Annotated in this window: 20 protein-coding genes, 1 tRNA gene and 1 pseudogene; 10 read left to right on the forward strand and 12 right to left on the reverse strand. The window is 57.0% G+C overall.

Annotated features, from left to right (window positions below):
• Position 1: 1 nt before the first annotated feature.
• Entirely contained in the window at positions 2-448 is a 447-nt protein-coding gene (locus Q1B15_RS12470) for an NUDIX domain-containing protein (protein ID WP_299754060.1), read from the forward strand.
• Here the strand turns inward: Q1B15_RS12470 and Q1B15_RS12475 are convergent.
• The 3 genes from Q1B15_RS12475 to hemE all read right to left on the reverse strand — a co-directional run bounded on the left by Q1B15_RS12475 (position 418) and on the right by hemE (position 3,356).
• Entirely contained in the window at positions 418-1,272 is an 855-nt protein-coding gene (locus Q1B15_RS12475; protein WP_299754061.1) for a DMT family transporter, read from the reverse strand. The genes Q1B15_RS12470 and Q1B15_RS12475 overlap by 31 nt on opposite strands.
• Entirely contained in the window at positions 1,269-2,162 is an 894-nt protein-coding gene (locus Q1B15_RS12480; protein ID WP_299754062.1) for an NAD(P)-dependent oxidoreductase, read from the reverse strand. The genes Q1B15_RS12475 and Q1B15_RS12480 overlap by 4 nt, the downstream gene beginning before the upstream one ends.
• 147 nt (positions 2,163-2,309) lie before the next feature.
• Positions 2,310-3,356 (reverse strand): uroporphyrinogen decarboxylase, encoded by a 1,047-nt coding sequence (gene hemE, locus Q1B15_RS12485; protein WP_299754063.1) that lies wholly within the window; start codon positions 3,354-3,356, stop codon positions 2,310-2,312.
• 111 nt (positions 3,357-3,467) lie between these two features.
• Here hemE and hemC point away from each other — a divergent pair, with 111 nt between their 5' ends.
• The gene (gene hemC / locus Q1B15_RS12490) at positions 3,468-4,409 is read left to right on the forward strand and encodes a hydroxymethylbilane synthase (protein WP_299754064.1); all 942 of its coding nucleotides are present in this window, start codon (positions 3,468-3,470) and stop codon (positions 4,407-4,409) included.
• 12 nt (positions 4,410-4,421) lie between these two features.
• Here the strand turns inward: hemC and Q1B15_RS12495 are convergent, their stop codons facing one another.
• Entirely contained in the window at positions 4,422-4,769 is a 348-nt protein-coding gene (locus Q1B15_RS12495; protein ID WP_299754065.1) for a hypothetical protein, read from the reverse strand.
• Positions 4,770-4,984: 215 nt separating this feature from the next.
• On the opposite strand from Q1B15_RS12495, the gene Q1B15_RS12500 reads away from it, so the two are divergent.
• On the forward strand, positions 4,985-5,989 hold the full coding sequence (locus Q1B15_RS12500; RefSeq protein ID WP_299754066.1) for a glutathione S-transferase family protein: 1,005 nt from the start codon (positions 4,985-4,987) through the stop codon (positions 5,987-5,989).
• On the opposite strand, the gene Q1B15_RS12505 is transcribed toward Q1B15_RS12500, so the two are convergent.
• Complete coding sequence (locus Q1B15_RS12505; protein ID WP_299754067.1) at positions 5,940-6,308, reverse strand: hypothetical protein; 369 nt, start codon at positions 6,306-6,308, stop codon at positions 5,940-5,942. The genes Q1B15_RS12500 and Q1B15_RS12505 overlap by 50 nt on opposite strands.
• 190 nt (positions 6,309-6,498) lie before the next feature.
• Between Q1B15_RS12505 and Q1B15_RS12510 the strand changes: the two genes are divergently transcribed.
• Positions 6,499-7,671 (forward strand): lytic murein transglycosylase, encoded by a 1,173-nt coding sequence (locus Q1B15_RS12510; protein ID WP_299754068.1) that lies wholly within the window; start codon positions 6,499-6,501, stop codon positions 7,669-7,671.
• Here Q1B15_RS12510 and Q1B15_RS12515 read toward each other — a convergent pair.
• From Q1B15_RS12515 to Q1B15_RS12525, 3 genes are all read right to left on the reverse strand, one after another.
• Entirely contained in the window at positions 7,668-7,790 is a 123-nt protein-coding gene (locus tag Q1B15_RS12515; RefSeq protein ID WP_299754069.1) for a hypothetical protein, read from the reverse strand. The genes Q1B15_RS12510 and Q1B15_RS12515 overlap by 4 nt on opposite strands.
• Before the next feature lie 71 nt (positions 7,791-7,861).
• Complete coding sequence (locus Q1B15_RS12520) at positions 7,862-8,221, reverse strand: hypothetical protein (RefSeq protein ID WP_299754070.1); 360 nt, start codon at positions 8,219-8,221, stop codon at positions 7,862-7,864.
• Between the two features lie 63 nt (positions 8,222-8,284).
• A complete protein-coding gene (locus tag Q1B15_RS12525) occupies positions 8,285-9,118 on the reverse strand; it encodes an N-formylglutamate amidohydrolase (RefSeq protein WP_299754078.1) in 834 nt (277 codons plus the stop codon).
• Between the two features lie 176 nt (positions 9,119-9,294).
• Here Q1B15_RS12525 and Q1B15_RS12530 point away from each other — a divergent pair.
• The 3 genes from Q1B15_RS12530 to Q1B15_RS12540 all read left to right on the forward strand — a co-directional run bounded on the left by Q1B15_RS12530 (position 9,295) and on the right by Q1B15_RS12540 (position 11,181).
• Positions 9,295-9,369: transfer RNA gene (locus tag Q1B15_RS12530), tRNA-Val, on the forward strand.
• An 83-nt stretch (positions 9,370-9,452) separates the two neighbouring features.
• Complete coding sequence (gene ykgO, locus Q1B15_RS12535; protein WP_005850168.1) at positions 9,453-9,578, forward strand: type B 50S ribosomal protein L36; 126 nt, start codon at positions 9,453-9,455, stop codon at positions 9,576-9,578.
• A gap of 169 nt (positions 9,579-9,747) precedes the next feature.
• A complete protein-coding gene (locus Q1B15_RS12540; RefSeq protein WP_299754071.1) occupies positions 9,748-11,181 on the forward strand; it encodes an aldehyde dehydrogenase family protein in 1,434 nt (477 codons plus the stop codon).
• A gap of 4 nt (positions 11,182-11,185) precedes the next feature.
• Here Q1B15_RS12540 and Q1B15_RS12545 read toward each other — a convergent pair whose 3' ends face one another.
• Positions 11,186-11,926 carry a YkgJ family cysteine cluster protein gene (locus tag Q1B15_RS12545; protein ID WP_299754072.1) on the reverse strand — a complete coding sequence of 247 codons (741 nt, stop codon included), beginning with the start codon at positions 11,924-11,926 and terminating at the stop codon, positions 11,186-11,188.
• Positions 11,927-12,114: 188 nt separating this feature from the next.
• Here Q1B15_RS12545 and Q1B15_RS12550 point away from each other — a divergent pair.
• A pseudogene (locus tag Q1B15_RS12550) lies at positions 12,115-12,495 on the forward strand (ring-cleaving dioxygenase); the annotation flags it as partial.
• A gap of 46 nt (positions 12,496-12,541) precedes the next feature.
• On the opposite strand, the gene Q1B15_RS12555 reads toward Q1B15_RS12550, so the two are convergent.
• The 3 genes from Q1B15_RS12555 to Q1B15_RS12570 form a co-directional block, all read right to left on the reverse strand.
• Positions 12,542-13,189, reverse strand: a complete 648-nt coding sequence (locus tag Q1B15_RS12555) for a pseudouridine synthase (protein WP_299754073.1) — start codon at positions 13,187-13,189, stop codon at positions 12,542-12,544.
• 359 nt (positions 13,190-13,548) lie between these two features.
• On the reverse strand, positions 13,549-14,172 hold the full coding sequence (locus Q1B15_RS12565; RefSeq protein ID WP_299754074.1) for a LysE family translocator: 624 nt from the start codon (positions 14,170-14,172) through the stop codon (positions 13,549-13,551).
• On the reverse strand, positions 14,169-14,615 hold the full coding sequence (locus Q1B15_RS12570; protein ID WP_299754079.1) for a GAF domain-containing protein: 447 nt from the start codon (positions 14,613-14,615) through the stop codon (positions 14,169-14,171). Before Q1B15_RS12570 ends, Q1B15_RS12565 begins: the two co-directional genes overlap by 4 nt.
• A gap of 473 nt (positions 14,616-15,088) precedes the next feature.
• Between Q1B15_RS12570 and Q1B15_RS12580 the strand changes: the two genes are divergently transcribed.
• Both Q1B15_RS12580 and Q1B15_RS12585 read left to right on the forward strand, forming a co-directional pair.
• A complete protein-coding gene (locus Q1B15_RS12580) occupies positions 15,089-15,625 on the forward strand; it encodes an ATP-binding protein (protein ID WP_299754075.1) in 537 nt (178 codons plus the stop codon).
• 239 nt (positions 15,626-15,864) lie between these two features.
• On the forward strand, positions 15,865-17,445 hold the full coding sequence (locus Q1B15_RS12585) for a gamma-glutamyltransferase family protein (protein ID WP_299754076.1): 1,581 nt from the start codon (positions 15,865-15,867) through the stop codon (positions 17,443-17,445).
• Positions 17,446-17,481 lie beyond the last annotated feature (36 nt).

Below are 17,481 nucleotides of genomic sequence, written 5' to 3' on the forward strand. Positions count from 1 at the left end.
CATGCGCCGCATCCGCCTCGCCACCCGCGGTCTGATCTTCAAAGACGACAAACTTCTTCTCGTCAACGCATGGCCCGACGGCAAAAGCGACCTTATGTGCGCCCCCGGCGGAGGGGCCGAGCTTCACCAATCCCTTCCAGAAAACCTCGCGCGCGAAGTCCTTGAGGAAACCGGCCTGACCGTAGCCGTTGGCGCGTGTGTCCTGATCAACGAGTTCCACGATCCCGACGGCGACTTTCATCAGGTCGATATCTACTTTCGCTGCACGGTTGTCGCGGGCGAAACCTCAGAAGATTGGAAAGACCCCGAAGGCGTCGTCACCGACCGCCGCTGGGTCACGCGCGCGGAATTGGCCACCTTGCGCGTCAAACCCGATAGCTTGGCTGACGTCGCATGGGATCACGATGAACGCGCCGCCTATGACCTCTTGGAACCCATCCTGCGCTGACCGCCCAGCACGCCCAAAGCGACGCCGCCAAGCACCACGGCGCTGGCCATGATCAACCGCCCGCTGGCCACCTCGCCCAAGATCAAAACGCCGCCCAAAACCGCGATCACCGGCACCGTAAGCTGAACCAACGCCGCCACCGCCGCGTCCAGCTTCGGCAAAACACTGTACCAAAGCGCATAGCCCAAGCCCGACGTCATCGCGCCGCAGACAATCGCCAGAAATGCGCCTGACACGCTCATGCCATCCTGCACGATTAACAAGGCCACCAAGGCAAAAGGGATCGAACAGATGAAATTCGCCCCCGTTTCGGCCATCGGATCGCTCGCCCCGCGCCCGGCCAGCGAATAAATGCCCCAACTGACTGCGGCGATCCCCATCATCAACGCTGCTCCCAAAGGAGGCGCCCCGAACGCGCCCGGCCACAAAAGCCAGACCAACCCGCCAAACGCCACGGCCGCACCAACCCAGCGCAAAACGGGCGGCCTCTCGCCTTTGAGCAAGGCCCCAGCGAACATCGTCACTTGCACGCCGCCAAACAGGATCAAGGCCCCGACACCCGCGTCCAAAGCCACATAAGCGAACGAAAAGCCCAGCATATAGGCCATGAGTGATCCGGTCCCGACCGCACGCCGCCTCACCAACAATGGCGGCAAACCACCTCGCAATAGAAGCAAAACCCCTAGGCACACCGCCCCTGCCACAACCCGCAATGCCTGAAAGGCAGCCGGTCCGGTCGTGCCATCCAAAAGCGCCCAACGATTGAGGATCGAATTCGACGCAAAGGCGACCATTGTCAAAGCGGTGAGCGCAAGAAGCCTCATCCCTCTTGGCCGCTTTCATCGTCCGCAAAGGCCTTGGCATAAGAATGGGGTATCACTTTGGACAGATCTTCTGCCCCGCGGCCAGCATCCATCATCTGCGCGTACCTGTCGGCGGCAGCGTCGATGGCCGGAACATTCGCACCGACACACGACGCCGCGCGTCTTATCACCGCAAGGTCCTTTAGAATGCCCGCAACAGAAAAGCCGACGGCCTCCATGTCTCCACGGATCATCGGAAGGCGCGTCACAAAGGCAGGCGCGGCCGCAGGGCTCGTCTCCAAAAACCCCAGCATCGTCTCAAACGGCAAGCCCAGCCTTGCGCCCGTTTCCATCGCCTCCGACAGGACTTCCCACATTCCGCCCAGCGCCATGTTGTTGACAATCTTGGCCGATGCGCCCGCTCCAAGCGGTCCTACGTGCACGCATTTTGCCGACAACAGCGCGCCAACCGGTGCAAACCGCTCCACGTCAGCATCGTGGCCCCCAATGAATATGCCGATGGTTCCTGCAACCACCATGTTCGGGCCCCCGGAGATCGGCGCATCTAGGAGGCGCCCCTGCGCCGTTTCGATCGCGCCCACCATCTGTCGCACAATATCAGGCGACACAGTCGAAGTCTCGACCACCAACCGGCTGCCCAAATCCAACGCGGCCAAACTGGCAAGCACCTCGCGCACGGCGGCGTCATCAAACAATGACAGGATCAAAACATCTGAGGTTGCGACAAGGTCTTCAAGACTGCCGGTCACTTGAAAACCATCCGCCTTCGCGCGCGCTGCGTCGACGCCGCTGCGCGTCCATCCGCGGACTTCGACACCTTGTGTTGCCAGCCGCGCGGCCAAGGCCCAGCCCATACGGCCCAACCCGATTATTCCAATCCGCTCCACCATCAGAATGCCTTTCGTTCCTTTTTTGCCAAGACCCGCTTCGAATGAGTCGCCAAAAAACGGCTCTGGTCCTTAGCGAATATCTAAAGCCGCGAACGTCAGCACCGGCGCAATACCGCCGTTACGCCGGCGTCGTGCCGACGTGGGTTTTTAGCCCTTCCAAGCCCCATTTCGCACGGTGTCGATCATCAGTTGTACGTTCTCAGGATCAGCGTCCGGCGTGATCCCGTGGCCAAGGTTAAAGATATGGGGACCCTTTGATAATACCCGACAAATCTCGCCTGTTTCGTCCACCAAAGCTTGTCCACCTGTCACCATATGGCTTGATTTCAGGTTGCCCTGTACACAGCCATCAACCTGCACGTGCTCCGCCGCCCAGGCAGCATCAACCGAGTTGTCCAAAGCCACACAATCGGCCCCCGTAGCCTTTGAAAACCCAATATATTTTTCGCCAGCCTCGCGCGGGAAGACAATCACAGGAATACCCGGATGCCGCACTTTCATTTCCGCTATGATCCGCCTCGTGGGTTCCAGCGCAAACTCTTGAAAATCTTCCCCTTTCAGCGATCCAGCCCAGCTATCAAACAACTTTACGACTTCCGCCCCGGCCTCGATCTGCGCCGAGAGATATTCAATCGTTGCTTCCTCGATCCGACCCATAAGCGCTCTAAAAAGCGGGCGATTTCCGGCCTTTAAAGCATGCGCAGGCCCCTGATCAGGCGTGCCACGGCCCGCGATCATATATGTCGCAACCGTCCAGGGCGCGCCCGCAAAGCCGATCAACGTCGTCTCTTTTGGCAACTCACGCGCCAATGTGCGAACCGTGCCATAGACCGGTGCAAGGAGATCATGGATCGCATCGCCGGGCTTCAACGCATCAAATCCAGCCTGATCCGTGATCGTCGACAGCCGCGGTCCCTCGCCAGTGACAAACCAAAGGTCCGCGCCCAGCGCTTGAGGGATCAACAGAATATCGGCGAAAAGAATAGCCGCATCAAAGCCATAGCGTCTGATTGGCTGAAGCGTGACCTCGGCTGCAAGGTCGGAATTATAGCACAAAGACAGAAAGTCCCCGGCCTCGGCGCGCGTCGCGCGATATTCCGGCAGATACCGTCCAGCTTGCCGCATCATCCAGATCGGAGGGGTGTCCAACGTCTCGCCAGCCAGCGCGCGCAGAATCAACTTTTCTTTTGCCATGTCAGAATACCTTCATTGATCGACGAAAGAGGTCCCAGTCAGAGGTACGATTGTCAACACAATCAGTTGTCAGTATTTTCCGAGGCCCTTAGACATTCACTCATGAGAAAAATGCCCGATATCGAAAATCCGTTCCGCATCGGCACCCGAGGGTCTCCTCTGGCGCTTGCGCAAGCCCACGAAACCCGCGACCGCCTTTGCGCCGCATTCGATCTGCCATCCGAGGCCATCGAGATCGTTGTGATCAAAACGACCGGCGATGCGATCCTTGACCGACCATTGAAGGAGATCGGCGGAAAGGGCTTGTTTACGCGGGAAATCGAGGACGACCTGCTTGCAGGCAGGATCGACATCGCCGTCCATTCCATGAAGGATATGCCCGTTGATCAACCGGGCGGTCTGACACTCGATTGCTACTTGCCTCGCGAAGACGTCCGCGACGCGTTCATCGCACCCGCAGGCGGCACGCTTTCTGGCCTCGCCCCCGGCACCAAGGTCGGCACGTCATCGCTCCGCCGCAAAGCGCAACTTCTGAACCGACGCCCCGACCTTGAGATCGTCGAGTTTCGCGGTAACGTTCAGACAAGGTTGAAGAAACTTGAAGCTGGCGTGGCCCATTGTACCTTCCTTGCGATGGCTGGTCTGAACCGTCTCGGCATGTCTGAAGTCCCCGCAACAGCCATAGATATCAGCGAAATGTTGCCCGCCGTGGCACAAGGCGCTATCGGGATCGAACGCCGTGGCGACGACGCCCGCGCGACCGAAATACTTGCGGCATTACACCATTTGGAAACCGGGCAGCGCCTTGCTGCAGAGCGCGCTTACCTCGCCGCACTCGATGGATCCTGTGAAACACCGATCGCGGGCCTTGCTACGCTCGACGGAGGCACACTTACCCTGCGTGGTGAGATCCTGCGTTCCGATGGCTCAGAAGCGCTAAGCGACAGCCGCACCGGCCCAATCGAAGACGGCGTCGCAATCGGTCGTGAACTTGCGGAAAGCCTTTTGGCGCGCGCAGGCGATGGCTTTTTTGACTGGAAAACCGCGTCCTGAAGGGACGCGTCGTCAGCGCCCGATTAAAGCAACCGGCGCATGTTCAGCACGTTCGTAATCCAACGGCGCACGATCCGCCGCGATTGTCTCGCGCTTGAACTCGTAGACCATCTCGCCCGCGTCCTCCTCTGACGCCACGATCAGGCACTGCGACATATGCCGCGCACCGTCGTAGACATCGACAAGCCCGCGCAATTGCGGCCCCTCGTCGGCATCAATCGCGAATCCTTCATCCCAGTAGCGTAAAATGGTAAACGTCTGGTCGCCGACCTGAACCCGCAGACGGCTTTTCTTAGCTCGGCTGCGTTTACGCGCAGCTTCAAGCCCCTGACGCACCTCTTTTGGCAGATACTCTGACATAGCATCATTCCCCCCAAGCCAGATCATGGAGCGATTCGCTCCAACGTCAAAGAGAACACTGATTTCACGATGGAAAAGTGAAACAATACCGGGGAGATCACATGATTTCGTCGGCGGCTGTTTTCGGCTCCCGCATTTCCGCACAGCCACTCTGTTTTTGCGGATATGGTTTTTAGTCACCCTCGCCCCATATGAGACGCCAAAGGAGATCACGCATGGGTCAGCTTGTTAACGGCGTCTGGCACGACGTCTGGTACGATACGAAAGCCTCGGGCGGAAAATTCGTTCGCTCAAAGGCGAAATTCCGCAACTGGGTCACTGCCGATGGCGCCCCCGGCCCCTCCGGCAACGGCGGCTTCAAGGCCGAGGCGGACCGCTACCACCTCTATGTTTCGCTTGCATGCCCCTGGGCGCACCGAACCCTGATGTTCCGCAAACTCAAGGGACTTGAAGACATCATCACCGTCTCTGTGGTGCATCCCGATATGCTTTCGAACGGCTGGACATTTGATGCGACATTCCCAGGCGCGACTGGCGACACGCTGTTTGGCCTGCCCTTCGCGCGCGACATCTATATCAAGGCCGATCCCGGTATCTCAGGGCGTGTCACGGTGCCAATCCTGTGGGACAAAAAGAACGCGACCATCGTCTCGAACGAAAGCTCCGAAATCATTCGTATGTTCAACTCGGCTTTCGAAGCGCTGACAGGCAATAAAGACGATTTTTGGCCCGCCCACATGCGCGACGAGATCGAAACTTTGAACGCGCGAATTTACGACACGTTTAACAATGGCGTGTATAAGTGCGGCTTCGCCATGTCACAGCACGCTTACAACGATGCTGTCACCAAATTGTTTGAAACACTCGATTGGCTTGAAGATCATTTATCAACAAACCGATATCTTATGGGCGACCAGATCACAGAGGCAGATTGGCGGCTTGTGCCGACCTTGTTCCGCTTCGATCTGGTCTATCACTTGCACTTCAAGTGCAATCGCAATCGGATTGTCGATTTCCCGAACCTTTGGGCCTACACGCGCGAACTCTATCAATGGACCGCACCGAACGGCAGTCTGATCGCGGACACGGTCAACTTCGACCACATCGTGCGCCACTATCACTTTAGCCACGAAACCATCAATCCGCACCGGATCATTCCGATCAATCCGGTCATCGATTGGGACGCCCCGCACGGTCGCGAAAAGGCAAGCGCCGCTTAGCTTGCACCGCCGTGATACCCGACAATCGCAGCGGCGTTCGGAATGTGATTGAAAATCGAGCCGCCAGAAAAAAGGTGCTTTTGGAAACAAGCATAACGCGGGCACGAGGCCAACGATCGCTGGCACAGTCTGCAATCGCGATTGCGCTGCCATTCTCAAGACCAAGATCAAGCAAAATCACATCGATACTGCGTATCAGCCTGTAGTTCACCGCGTCCGCCTGACTGTGGACGACAGCCCAAGTCGTTTCAGCGCGCTCCAGATGACGCGACCAAATGCGCGCCAGACCCGGACTATTTGCATCAATCAATACCACCATTCCCGCTCCGGCGGCGGGGAACCGCTGCGGATGTCTACCCCGCGGGCATATTTGACTGTGAATACTGCACAAGCAGTTAATTTGAGTGAATTTTTTGTTAACCTTTAGCGACGTCTTGCCGATCTCCGGCTTGCTCCGCGACGTGTCGATGCTAGGGTTCGCACAACATTTCCAACGGATCACGGTCGTCATGAAACATCTCCTCTCCGCCCTCGCAGTCGCTTTGGTATTGCCCGCATCAGCCGCGTTTGCATGCGGCGGCTCGTTTCAAAGTTTCGTTGCAGATTTGAAATCCGAGGCGCGCAACAAGGGTGCTTCGGCCGCTGCCACAGATCGCTTTTTTGCCAATGTTGCAAAGGACGACGCGGTCCTGCGGGCGGATAGGTCCCAAGGGATTTTCACTCGGCCTTTCCTCGATTTCTCGAACCGGTTGATCTCGAATAACCGTTTCCAAAGCGGGCTGAGCAACGGCCAGAAATGGGACGCCGTGTTTGATCGGATCGACCGTGACTATGGCGTCTCGCGCGGCGTTCTGCTGGCATTCTGGGCCTTCGAGACCGACTTCGGCGCTGTTCAAGGTGACTTCAATACGGTTAACGCGCTGGTCACACTTGCGCATGATTGCCGCCGTCCCGAACTTTTTCGCCCACAGGTATTTGCCGCCTTGGAGCTCTACGAACGCGGCGATCTCGATCCGTCCCGCACGACCGGTGCCTGGGCCGGAGAGATCGGGATGGTGCAAATGTTGCCCAGAGACATCATCGAAAATGGGGTCGATGGAGACGGAGACGGCCACGTCACACTCAAGACCTCGCCCGCCGATGCTTTGACGTCTGGCGGCAAAATGCTGAGCTCGCTTGGTTGGCGCGCTGGCGAGCCATGGCTTCAGGAAGTGACCATGCCGCGTGACTTCAATTGGTTCGCAACCGGGCTGGATAAAAAACGCGCCGCGCGCGACTGGGCGCGCGCCGGGGTCGCCCCGAAAAGTGGCCAGCTCGCGGCCCCAAATCTACCCGCATCCATCGTTTTACCGCAGGGCCACCGCGGCCCCGCGTTTCTGGCATACCCAAATTTCGATGTGTTTTTCGAGTGGAACCAAAGCTTTGTCTACGTCACCACAGCTGCGTATTTCGCAACTCGTCTTGAAGGCGCCCCTCGCCTTACGGCCGGAGACCCGGCGCCCGGCCTTGGTCGCGACGCGATGAAGTCCCTGCAGAGAAAGCTACAGTCACGTGGCTATGGCGTTGGTGGGATCGACGGTATTTTGGGCGCAAACACCCGCGCAGCGGTTCAAGCCGAGCAAAAACGGCTCGGGTTGCCGGCTGACGCATGGCCAACACAGGCGCTACTAAATGCGCTCTAACAAATCTGAATGACGCCACGGTCACCGGGCTTACACCCCAAACCGTTGCTGACTGACCCGACATTCATAATCGCTGCTAAAGCAATCACAATCAAACCGGCCAGGAGAAAATCTTTCATGAAAACCCCCACTCTTTACCACCGAGGGGAAGGTGAGCGGTAAGTGCCGGTCATTTCAAGGAAATCCGCCCCTAATCGGCGGCAACACTGATGTTCCGAACTGGAAACCTTACGCCCTCGGCCGTGATGAGGATTGCGCGTGTGCCGTCTTTTACGAAAACATCGCAGCGCCCGGAGCCGTTGTCGAAATTGATGCAAACCTGGCTGTTGTCACCCAAGACGTATGTTCCCTCCCAGACTGGACCGTCATCTGTATAAGTATACCTGTACCGTCCACTATTCAGAAAAGTAGATTTGGAACCATCAAAAAATTCAATGACTTGCCCCGCCAACAAGCCGGTCAGTTCCCTCTGTTCAAGCCGAGTATCACTGTCACGAAGGCCGCCCAAGGCCGACGCCAGACCGGCCAGGATAGTGAAGACAAAAATCACCACAATTCTCATGGTCCAAAACTGCGTTACTAACAGAGCTGTGACCAATCACGATTGCGTTGCCTATTCGGCCGCCAACGGAATATCCCGTCTCCCAATCTCTGCAATCTCAGCCGTTACGATCTCCATCAGACCCGCAAAACTTTGGAAATTTCCGTTTGGCCGAATGGCCTGCTCGTTCATGTAAAGCGCGCGATCAATCTCGATCTGGACGGCGTGTTGCCCTCGCGAAGGGCGCCCATAGTGCTGCGTCACGAAGGCGCCGGCAAATGGCGCGTTACGTGCAACTCGCAGACCAGTCGCCGCAAAAGCTGCCTCGATGCGGTCAACAATCTGGCTTCCAGCGGCCGCGCCGAACCGGTCGCCCAGAACGATATCGGGCCGCGTCCCACGCGGATGCGACAGGCTTTCGATAGCTTCATGAGGCATCGAATGGCAGTCGATCAGAACCGCCTCGCCAAACAGAGCATGACTTTCGTCGAGCAAGACCTGAATCGCGTCGTGCCAGGGCTTCCAAACATCTCGGATACGGGTATCGGCTTCCCGTCTAGTAAGCTTCCCACGATAAATCGCGCGCCCGTTTGCAACAACACGCGGCACCACACCGAGCCCCGAGGCTACGCGTGGATTATGCGTCTGGCGCGTCAGACCTTCGATCAACGCAGGGTCCAGTTCATCGAACGACCTGTTCACATCGATCCAAGCCCGCGGATAAGTCGCCGTTAGAAGAGGCGCGCCATGTTTCGGCGCAAGATCAAAGAGTTGGTCTACAAACGCGTCCTCGGATGATCTTAGCGTGCGTTCATCCAAGACCGAGCGGCGCACAAAGCTCCACGGATACACGCGCCCTGAATGGGGCGAGGCGAAGACAACGCTTGTTGTCCGGACATCCGGCATCCTCAGTCTATAGGGTTTCACGCGTTCTGCTCCTTGCTCAAAATGATTATAGAGCAATTCTTCTGTATGCCAAAAGCCCTTGAAGTGATGAGGCGAACCTACTATAGCCAGCCCGACCAGCGCGGGGCTTGCCCCGCGTATTGTTCTTTTGAACAGGGTGGAAAAGTTTGAAGACAGGGCGATTAGCTCAGCGGTAGAGCACTTCGTTGACATCGAAGGGGTCACTGGTTCGATCCCAGTATCGCCCACCATGAACCGTCATATTCCTTCGGGAAATATGGCAGAAACGAAACCTAAGGCGCTCTTCACGCGCCGCGACAAAGGGAGAAGGACTATGAAAGTTCGCAACTCGCTCCGCTCGCTGAAGAACCGGCACCGTGATTGCCGCGTCGTGCGCCGCAAGGGCCGCGTCTATGTGATCAACAAGACGCAGCGTCGGTTCAAAGCACGTCAGGGCTGATTCGCTCTGACGGCGACAGAATTTAGAAAAGGCCGCTTCGCAAGAATGCGGTCTTTTTTGTGTGTAGTATTGTGATTCACCGCGAATAATTTGATCAAATTGCGCTTCGACCGCTTGCCGCACCGCACTCCTAGTGACATGTCTCAGCCGACAAAGCGAAGGACGCCCCATGATTGAAAAGCGCCAATTTTATATCAACGGCTCGTGGGTCGACCCCATTGCCGGCAAAGCCTGTGACGTTATTGATCCGTCGACTGAAGAAGCGGTCGCAACCATTTCGCTCGGTGGTCAAGCCGATACAGATGCCGCGGTTGCGGCTGCTAAAGCGGCTCTGCCCGCGTGGCGGGCGCTTTCTGTGGCTGATAGGATCGCTTACGTTCGAAACATTCTTGAGGTTTATACCGAACGCCAACACGACATGGCGAAAGCCATGAGCCTTGAAATGGGCGCACCGATCGACTTTTCCCTCGAAGAACAAGTCAGCTCCGGCGATTCGCACATCCGTGGCTTCCTCAAAGCTGTCCAGGGCTTCGAATGGGAGCATCGCCTGAATGGCAAGGCCGGAACCCGGATCATTAAGGACCCGATCGGCGTGGTCGGCATGATAACACCGTGGAACTGGCCAATGAACCAGGTAACCCTGAAGGCAATTCCCGCGCTGATAACCGGCTGTACGATGGTGCTGAAGCCGTCCGAGATAGCGCCCCTATCATCTCTCCTATTTGCCGAAATCGTTGACGCTGCTGGTGTTCCGGCAGGCGTGTTCAATCTGGTAAACGGCGACGGCGTTGGCGTCGGCTCGCAGCTTTCCGTGCATCCTGACGTCGATATGATTTCCTTCACCGGGTCCACGCGTGCAGGGATCGCTATCTCGAAAGCTGCCGCAGAAACTTTGAAACGCGTGTCATTGGAACTTGGCGGCAAAGGGGCGAACATCGTCTTTGCTGACGCCGATGATGACGCGGTGCAACGTGGCGCGCGTCATTGCTTTGAGAACACCGGACAGTCGTGTAACGCGCCCACCCGCATGTTGGTTGAACGGTCGCGGTACGAGCGCGCGGTCGAAGAAGCCGCTGAAATTGCGCGCAACACCCACGTCGCAAAGGCTGCTGAGAAAGGCGCGCACATTGGTCCGCTTGTCAGCGAGTTGCAGTTCAACAAAGTACAATCTTTGATCCAGTCCGGCCTCGATGAAGGCGCGCGTCTCGCAGCAGGCGGTGTCGGACGACCTGATGGCCTCAACCGTGGATACTTTGTCTGTCCAACCGTTTTCGCCGATGTGACCCCGGATATGACGATTATGCGCGAAGAAATTTTCGGGCCCGTTTTGTCAATCATGCCGTTTGATACGGCCGACGAAGCGCTCGCGATTGCCAACGACACGGTCTACGGCCTGACGAACTATGTGCAGTCAAGCGACCCGGAGAAACTCAAGCGCTTTGCCCGAGAGCTTCATTCCGGGATGGTGCAGATGAATGGTCAAAGCCGCGGCCAAGGCGCTCCCTTTGGCGGCGTCGGTCATTCCGGCAACGGACGTGAAGGCGGTGTTTGGGGTCTTGAGGAATTCGTCGAGATCAAATCTGTCGGCGGCTGGCCAGACTGATACCCTAACGCTTCAACATGGCGGCCTGTCGCGCGACCTCATCATCGAGTTCGTGCGTCCCATGGCGGGCAGAGTTCAAGGCATCGTCCTCGCTTTGTCCGTCCACGGCGCCTGCCGCAACCCGCGAAAGGCTGTAGGTCGGCACACGGACGATGCCTCTCAGCAGGTTCCGCGTAAGCGTCAAAACAGCAAGATACAGAGTGTGCGCGCCAAGAACCCCGGCGCCCTGGACCGTTGCACCCGAAGCAATCATTTCGCACGCAGATACATCCGACGACATATAGCTGCGACAGATCATCGGCCGTGCGTCATAGGCGCGGCAAAGCCGCGTTTCAGGATCAAGCGAAGGACAAGCCTTCGCATTCCAAGCCCGACCATCCGGTGCACCGGCCACGGGGACCAAAGCCTGATGCAGGCGACGGGCTTCAGCCTGGGTGATCGTACCACCGTCATCGCCACTTAGGATGCAGCAGAAAGCGCACCCAGGCGCACAGGCCGCTTTTGCCGCAGGACCGTTCGGATCGGCAAGCTGCGGTGCGATTGCGGTGCGCCCGATCGCTTCGGCGGCGTCCCCATCTCTGAGCCGGCGAAGGGCTGCATTCAAAGGCATCTCATACTGTATCGCCGTGTCGATCCACGCCACCAACGCACCGCGCGCAGGATCGCGCAACGCCGGCGGTACACCTTTTGTGGAGGCTTTTGCTACCCTTGCCCGCAAATCAGTCAATGTCTTAAAGCTTTTCATAAGCGTTGCCTCCGACGCTAGACGGACTCTCATGTGCAAAAACGATCAAACTCTGCACGCATACGCAACTATCTACCGAATTCATGAGCATTATATCTTTGGGGAAACCAGACTTTTGCGATCTACGATGTTATCCCAGATCAAAGGACTGCACCACGTCACATCGCTCGCATCTTCAGCTTCGAAAAATAGCGCGCTTTGGTGTTCCCGGCGGGACCGAACCCAATACGATCGATATCGAAATCCTTCCTTTGGCGGTTTCAGCAGGTCAAGGCGCAGGCTCGGGACATCATATCGCCTGCGCCGTTGAAAACCGCGCGCGGCAATTAGAGGCCCGCGAGGCGCTTATGGAACCGGGATATCAGGTAACGCCCGTGATCGACCGTAACGACTTCTGGGCGATCTACTTTCCGACCCCCAACGGTGTTCTGTTTGAGATCGCAACCAACGCGCCCAGTTTCGACGTCGACGAAGACACCGCGCATCTTGGCGACTCGCTGACGCTGCCAGCCCGGCACAGGCACTTGCGCGAAAAGTTCGAGCACCAGCTTGAACCGCCTGAAGACTGATGCTTTGGACGCTAAAACCCTAACCAAGGTCCTTAAAAAATCACCCCTAGAACGGCGTCTTCACTTTGAATGTCATCCCAATGCCCCCGTCGGGGTGACGTAAACGCAGGCTTTCGCTGTGCAACATCATACGCGAAAACTTCCGTGCGGGTCCTTCCGCATAGAACGGGTCCCCAAGAATGGGATGCCCAATTGCCAGCATATGGACTCGAAGTTGATGCGACCGGCCGGTCTGTGGGAACAAGCGGATCCGCGTCTCACTTTCATTGCTGCGCTGCACGCGCCACTCGGTTAAGGCAGCTTTGCCGTTCTCATGGTCAACCATCTGGCGCGGCCGGTTTGGCCAATCAACGATCAGCGGCAAGTCAATTATTCCGGTTTTTTCCGCCACCTGCCCCTGCACCCGCGCAACATACATCTTTTTGATGAAGCGCTTTTCGAACTGAAGCCCAAGATGTCGTTGCGCGTGCCGGGTGAGCGCGAAGACCATCACCCCGGAGGTATCGCGATCCAACCGATGCACCAAAAGAGCCTCCGGAAAGGCCGCCTGAACGCGCGACAGCAAACATTCGGCTAGATGCGCGCCTTTTCCCGGGACAGAGAGCAAGCCATCAGGCTTACCGACGATCAATATTTCGTGGTCCATATGGATCACATCAAGCGGTACATCGGGGGGAGTGTATTCAGAATTCAAAACTGCGGCACGCTTTCTGAAATTTCATAGTAATCGCTTTTTTCGGCAGCAAAGATGTGCTTCTCCAGCTTGAAAGGCGTCGCGTCATCAACTGCGCCCAAGGCAAACGCGATCGCAGCTTCATCACACGCTTTCCAGAACAAAACGAGCCGCACGTCCCGCAAAATCCACGTTTTCCGCTTTTTGTGGCCGCATACCAGCGCACCGGACCGGCAATCGCGCTTCCAGCCAAATCGACTTGTGCCGAAGACCAGACATGTCCCGATTGCCGACGACACTGCCAACAATGGCACGTTGATACGGCGCGCGGCGCGGCCGCGCCACCTCAAATGCTACGGACCCGCGAAGGCACGACCCATTCATGAAACACTCATCTGTTGACCCCAAACCCCAAGTAGCACGCCGTAGATCACAAAAAGAACCGCCATCCCGCGCCGAAAATACCCATTGAACACCGCACCCAAGGCCGCGCGCCCAAGCGCAACGCCAATAGCTGTATATCCCGAATAGCTTGCGGTCGTAATGACCAAGGCGGTTGGAAATATCCAATACATTAATGTGCCAGTGGGAACACCGGGTTCAACAAACTGCGAAAAGGCAGCAACATAGCCCGAAATGGATTTCGCATTTATCGTTGCGATCATGAAGGCATTGCCAAAAATTGATCCCGCAGAGGTATTCGCGAGTTTCGGCGGCGTTGTCGCATTGCGCCACGTGCGAATACCCAACCAGACCAAAACCAACGCACCCGCCATCCGCACGACCCAGAACACATCAGGCGACGCCGCGATAAGAGCCGTCACACCGATGGCCGAAAGGCTCAAAAACAGCGAAGCCTGCGTCAGGATTGCCAGCACACCCCACAGCGCTTTTCGGAATCCGAATGTCATGCCATTTTGAATACAATTCACGGCATTCGGACCCGGTGTTGTCACGAAAACCACCCAAAAGCTGGCGAAAACCAGCCAGCCGCCAAAGCTCATCGCGCGAACGTTGCATTAAGGATCAACTTCAGGGCCGCCGCGTCGGCTTCGGTGAAGGCGTTAGGCAGATTGCTATCAATGTCAAAGACCGCAATCAACGCGCCTGACCGATTGAGAACCGGCAGCACCAACTCAGATCTGGTCGTACTAGCGCATGCGATATGCCCTGGAAACGTATCCACATCCGCAACAATCTGCGCCTTCAAAGTACGCGCGGCTGCACCGCAAACTCCCCTGCCAAAGGGAATTTCGAGGCATCCGTGACCGCCTTGATAAGGGCCGATCTTAAGAAGTTCCGGCGCAACGACGCGATAAAAACCAGTCCAATCAAATCGCGCATCCGCGTGGTGAACCTCGCACGCCAAAGTCGCCATAAGCGCAATAACGTCGGTCTCACCTGCACTTAGTGCAGCAATCCGCTGGGTTAACTCTTCGTATCCCATTTTCGGGCTTTCTTTGGGGTGACCTGAGGGGACAGCGTCGGTCATTTAGAATACGCCTCAAATTGTCTGAAGCCTACTTACAGAATGGTAACCCATTGCGTCTAGGACATAGGGAACCCCTCCTGGCGAGGAAGGAACCAATGGAAATGACGAGGACAGTTTAGACTGGAATACTTAGGATCACCGTGAATGAACATCGCAGTGATACTGCTGTCGCGGTGCGGATCAAAGATATGATGAAGGACTTGACCACGCGTGCAACGGGGCGCGTCGTTGTCGACCTCTCGGCGGTCAATTCTGTTGATTCCAGCGGTCTTGGCGCTGGTGTTGGTAGCATATCAGCTTGGTCGGGGTCGTCGCATGGATTTGGTCGGGCTTAGTCCGTGGGTCGATAAGGTCTTTCGAATGACCCGTATGGATTCAGTCTCTCGGATTTACAAAACTCTCCAAGAGACGCCGCAGGAAACCTGCCGATGCCCCGTGATGCTGCAATGAACCACGTCCGGGCCGACCCACCTTCGACGGCCGCGGGTGGTGTTTTGGCCCGAACGCCATTTCGCGCAAGGTTCGAGAACGGCCGGCTTGGAATTGAGATCGCAATGTCGTTGCTCGACCCGCTTGGCCTTTCGGATGTGGCAACGAGTTCTGGCAAGATCGCTCTGCAGGAAGCGCTAAACAACGTGGTTGAACACGCCTCCCCTGACGGCGCGCCGGGGGATGCAAAGCTTGTGGTGCGCCACGGCCGCGCAGAGCTTTCGGTGGAAATTCGCAACAGCGCGAAGCCAATGCCCAACGGACATGCACTGCTCGGGCAGCACCCAACCGACCTCCAACCAAACAATGATCTACCAAAAGGCGGATTTGGGTGGTTCCATATTAGAGAACCTGCAAAAGACTTCGTCTATGATCGCAAAAACGGAGACCGCTTTCTGATTTTCCGAATGGCAATAGGCGCGCCACCGCCAAGCTTCTACCATCTTTCAAAACACTCGATTGGAAGCGCCTTTTAATTAATGCCCGACACTCAATGGCACCGATTTCTCGCCACATTTTGACCTCATTGATGCCGCAAGAGCAAGTCATGCAAATAAAGTAGCCTAAAAAGCTTCCCTCGGCGCCGCAGTATCACAGCCCCCACCCAGTGTGTGGCGTCGAGGAGTTTTGGGCGACTTGCCAACACACCAATAAGCCGAATTGCCTTCACTGAGTGTCCCGTTAGAGTGCCTCAAAATCCAACAGGCGGGGCAGAATGCGAAATTTCCACAAACCCGGGCGCTCGGCCGTCTATGCCACAAACGCAATGGTCGCGACGTCTCACCCGCTTGCCGCCACTGAAGCACTTACGATCTTACGTGAGGGTGGAAATGCAGCCGATGCCGCCATCGCGGGCGCTGTTTTGCTCGGCGGCTGCGAGCCGCACATGACCGGGCTCGGCGGCGATTGTTTTGCTCTTATCAAACCAGCCGGCAACGAAGATATTATAGCGGTGAATGGCTCGGGTCGCGCGCCCAAAGACACTTCTTCTGATCAACTGCGCTCGCAGGGACTGTCTGAGATCGCCGCTGGCCACCCGGCCTCGATCACAGTGCCGGGTGCAGTTGATGCATTCTGTAAGATCTCCGAAACGCATGGCCGCCTCGGGCTAGACCGCATTCTCGCTCCCGCGATCCATTACTTCGAGGACGGCATTCCGGTCGCGCCGCGAGTTGCTTTCGACATCGCGTCACTTGCGGGCAATCTCGCGGCGAGCGGCAAGAAGCACTATTTGACTGCAGATCGACCGTTCGCTTTGGGCGAGCGTCTGGCACTGCCGGGACAAGCCGAAGTGCTGCGCCGGATTGCTCGGCACGGAAGAGACGCCTTCTATGACGGCGAGGTCGCAGATGACATGCTCACCTCCCTTAAGGCAATTGGGGCACCCCACAGGATCGACGATTTTGCTTCGACCCAAGCGACATGGGACGCCCCCGTCGTTGGCCACTATCGCGGCACTGATCTGGTTGAAAATCCACCCAACGGGCAAGGTGCCACGGCCATTCTTTTGGCACACATCCTTGCAGAATTCGACATTGCCTCAATGGACCCAGCCGGGACGGAGCGGCTGCATCTTGAAACCGAAGCCACCAAACTTGCCTACAATACGCGCAACCGGTTTCTTGCCGATCCCGACCATATGAACCGTCTAAACCACATGCTTGACCCCGCCACGGCCAAATCGCTCGCAGCACTTATTGATCCATCAAAGGCGATTGCAGATTCGACGCCCATCAGCGAGGCAGTGCATAAAGACACTGTCCTGATCACCGTTGTGGATCGTGACGGCATGGCCGTCAGCTTGATCTACTCTATTTTCGCAAGCTTCGGATCGGGTGTTGCCAGCAACCGGTTCGGCATCTTGCTTCACAACCGAGGCAGCGGCTTTAACCTTATCCCCGGACACCCAAACGAAATTGGACCCGGCAAACGCCCCATGCATACGATCCTGCCCGGTATGACCCGTAAAGATGGGCTTATTGATATGACGTTTGGCGTGATGGGCGGGCAGTATCAGGCAACCGGTCACGCCCATATGGTCTCAAATATCGTCGACTTCGGGATGGACCCGCAGGCCGCGATTGATGCACCGCGCGTATTCCCTGAGACCTACGGATTGCGGATTGAGCGCAACTTGTCGGCGGCAACGCGCCAAGGACTAAGTGAACTTGGGCACAATCTGGTGGAGAAAAACGAACCTATTGGCGGCGCGCAAGCCATCCGGATTGACCACGCATCGGGCACATTGATTGGCGGGTCTGATCCGCGAAAGGATGGGATTGCGATTGGCTATTGATCCGCCGTTGCGCTTAATTTAACTGAAAGTACATAG

Origin of the sequence: uncultured Boseongicola sp., from assembly GCF_937988555.1 — a bacterium.
In the GTDB taxonomy this organism is placed as follows: Bacteria; Pseudomonadota; Alphaproteobacteria; order Rhodobacterales; family Rhodobacteraceae; genus Boseongicola.

Coding starts and splice junctions, on each gene's coding strand:
- Q1B15_RS12470 (WP_299754060.1), top strand. CDS start 2: ATGCGCCGCATCCGCCTCGCCACCCGCGGTCTGATCTTCAAAGACGAC.
- Q1B15_RS12475 (WP_299754061.1), bottom strand. CDS start 1,272: ATGAGGCTTCTTGCGCTCACCGCTTTGACAATGGTCGCCTTTGCGTCG.
- Q1B15_RS12480 (WP_299754062.1), bottom strand. CDS start 2,162: ATGGTGGAGCGGATTGGAATAATCGGGTTGGGCCGTATGGGCTGGGCC.
- hemE (WP_299754063.1), bottom strand. CDS start 3,356: ATGGCAAAAGAAAAGTTGATTCTGCGCGCGCTGGCTGGCGAGACGTTG.
- hemC (WP_299754064.1), top strand. CDS start 3,468: ATGCCCGATATCGAAAATCCGTTCCGCATCGGCACCCGAGGGTCTCCT.
- Q1B15_RS12495 (WP_299754065.1), bottom strand. CDS start 4,769: ATGTCAGAGTATCTGCCAAAAGAGGTGCGTCAGGGGCTTGAAGCTGCG.
- Q1B15_RS12500 (WP_299754066.1), top strand. CDS start 4,985: ATGGGTCAGCTTGTTAACGGCGTCTGGCACGACGTCTGGTACGATACG.
- Q1B15_RS12505 (WP_299754067.1), bottom strand. CDS start 6,308: ATGGTGGTATTGATTGATGCAAATAGTCCGGGTCTGGCGCGCATTTGG.
- Q1B15_RS12510 (WP_299754068.1), top strand. CDS start 6,499: ATGAAACATCTCCTCTCCGCCCTCGCAGTCGCTTTGGTATTGCCCGCA.
- Q1B15_RS12515 (WP_299754069.1), bottom strand. CDS start 7,790: ATGAAAGATTTTCTCCTGGCCGGTTTGATTGTGATTGCTTTAGCAGCG.
- Q1B15_RS12525 (WP_299754078.1), bottom strand. CDS start 9,118: ATGCCGGATGTCCGGACAACAAGCGTTGTCTTCGCCTCGCCCCATTCA.
- ykgO (WP_005850168.1), top strand. CDS start 9,453: ATGAAAGTTCGCAACTCGCTCCGCTCGCTGAAGAACCGGCACCGTGAT.
- Q1B15_RS12540 (WP_299754071.1), top strand. CDS start 9,748: ATGATTGAAAAGCGCCAATTTTATATCAACGGCTCGTGGGTCGACCCC.
- Q1B15_RS12545 (WP_299754072.1), bottom strand. CDS start 11,926: ATGAAAAGCTTTAAGACATTGACTGATTTGCGGGCAAGGGTAGCAAAA.
- Q1B15_RS12565 (WP_299754074.1), bottom strand. CDS start 14,172: ATGAGCTTTGGCGGCTGGCTGGTTTTCGCCAGCTTTTGGGTGGTTTTC.
- Q1B15_RS12570 (WP_299754079.1), bottom strand. CDS start 14,615: ATGGGATACGAAGAGTTAACCCAGCGGATTGCTGCACTAAGTGCAGGT.
- Q1B15_RS12580 (WP_299754075.1), top strand. CDS start 15,089: ATGCCCCGTGATGCTGCAATGAACCACGTCCGGGCCGACCCACCTTCG.
- Q1B15_RS12585 (WP_299754076.1), top strand. CDS start 15,865: ATGCGAAATTTCCACAAACCCGGGCGCTCGGCCGTCTATGCCACAAAC.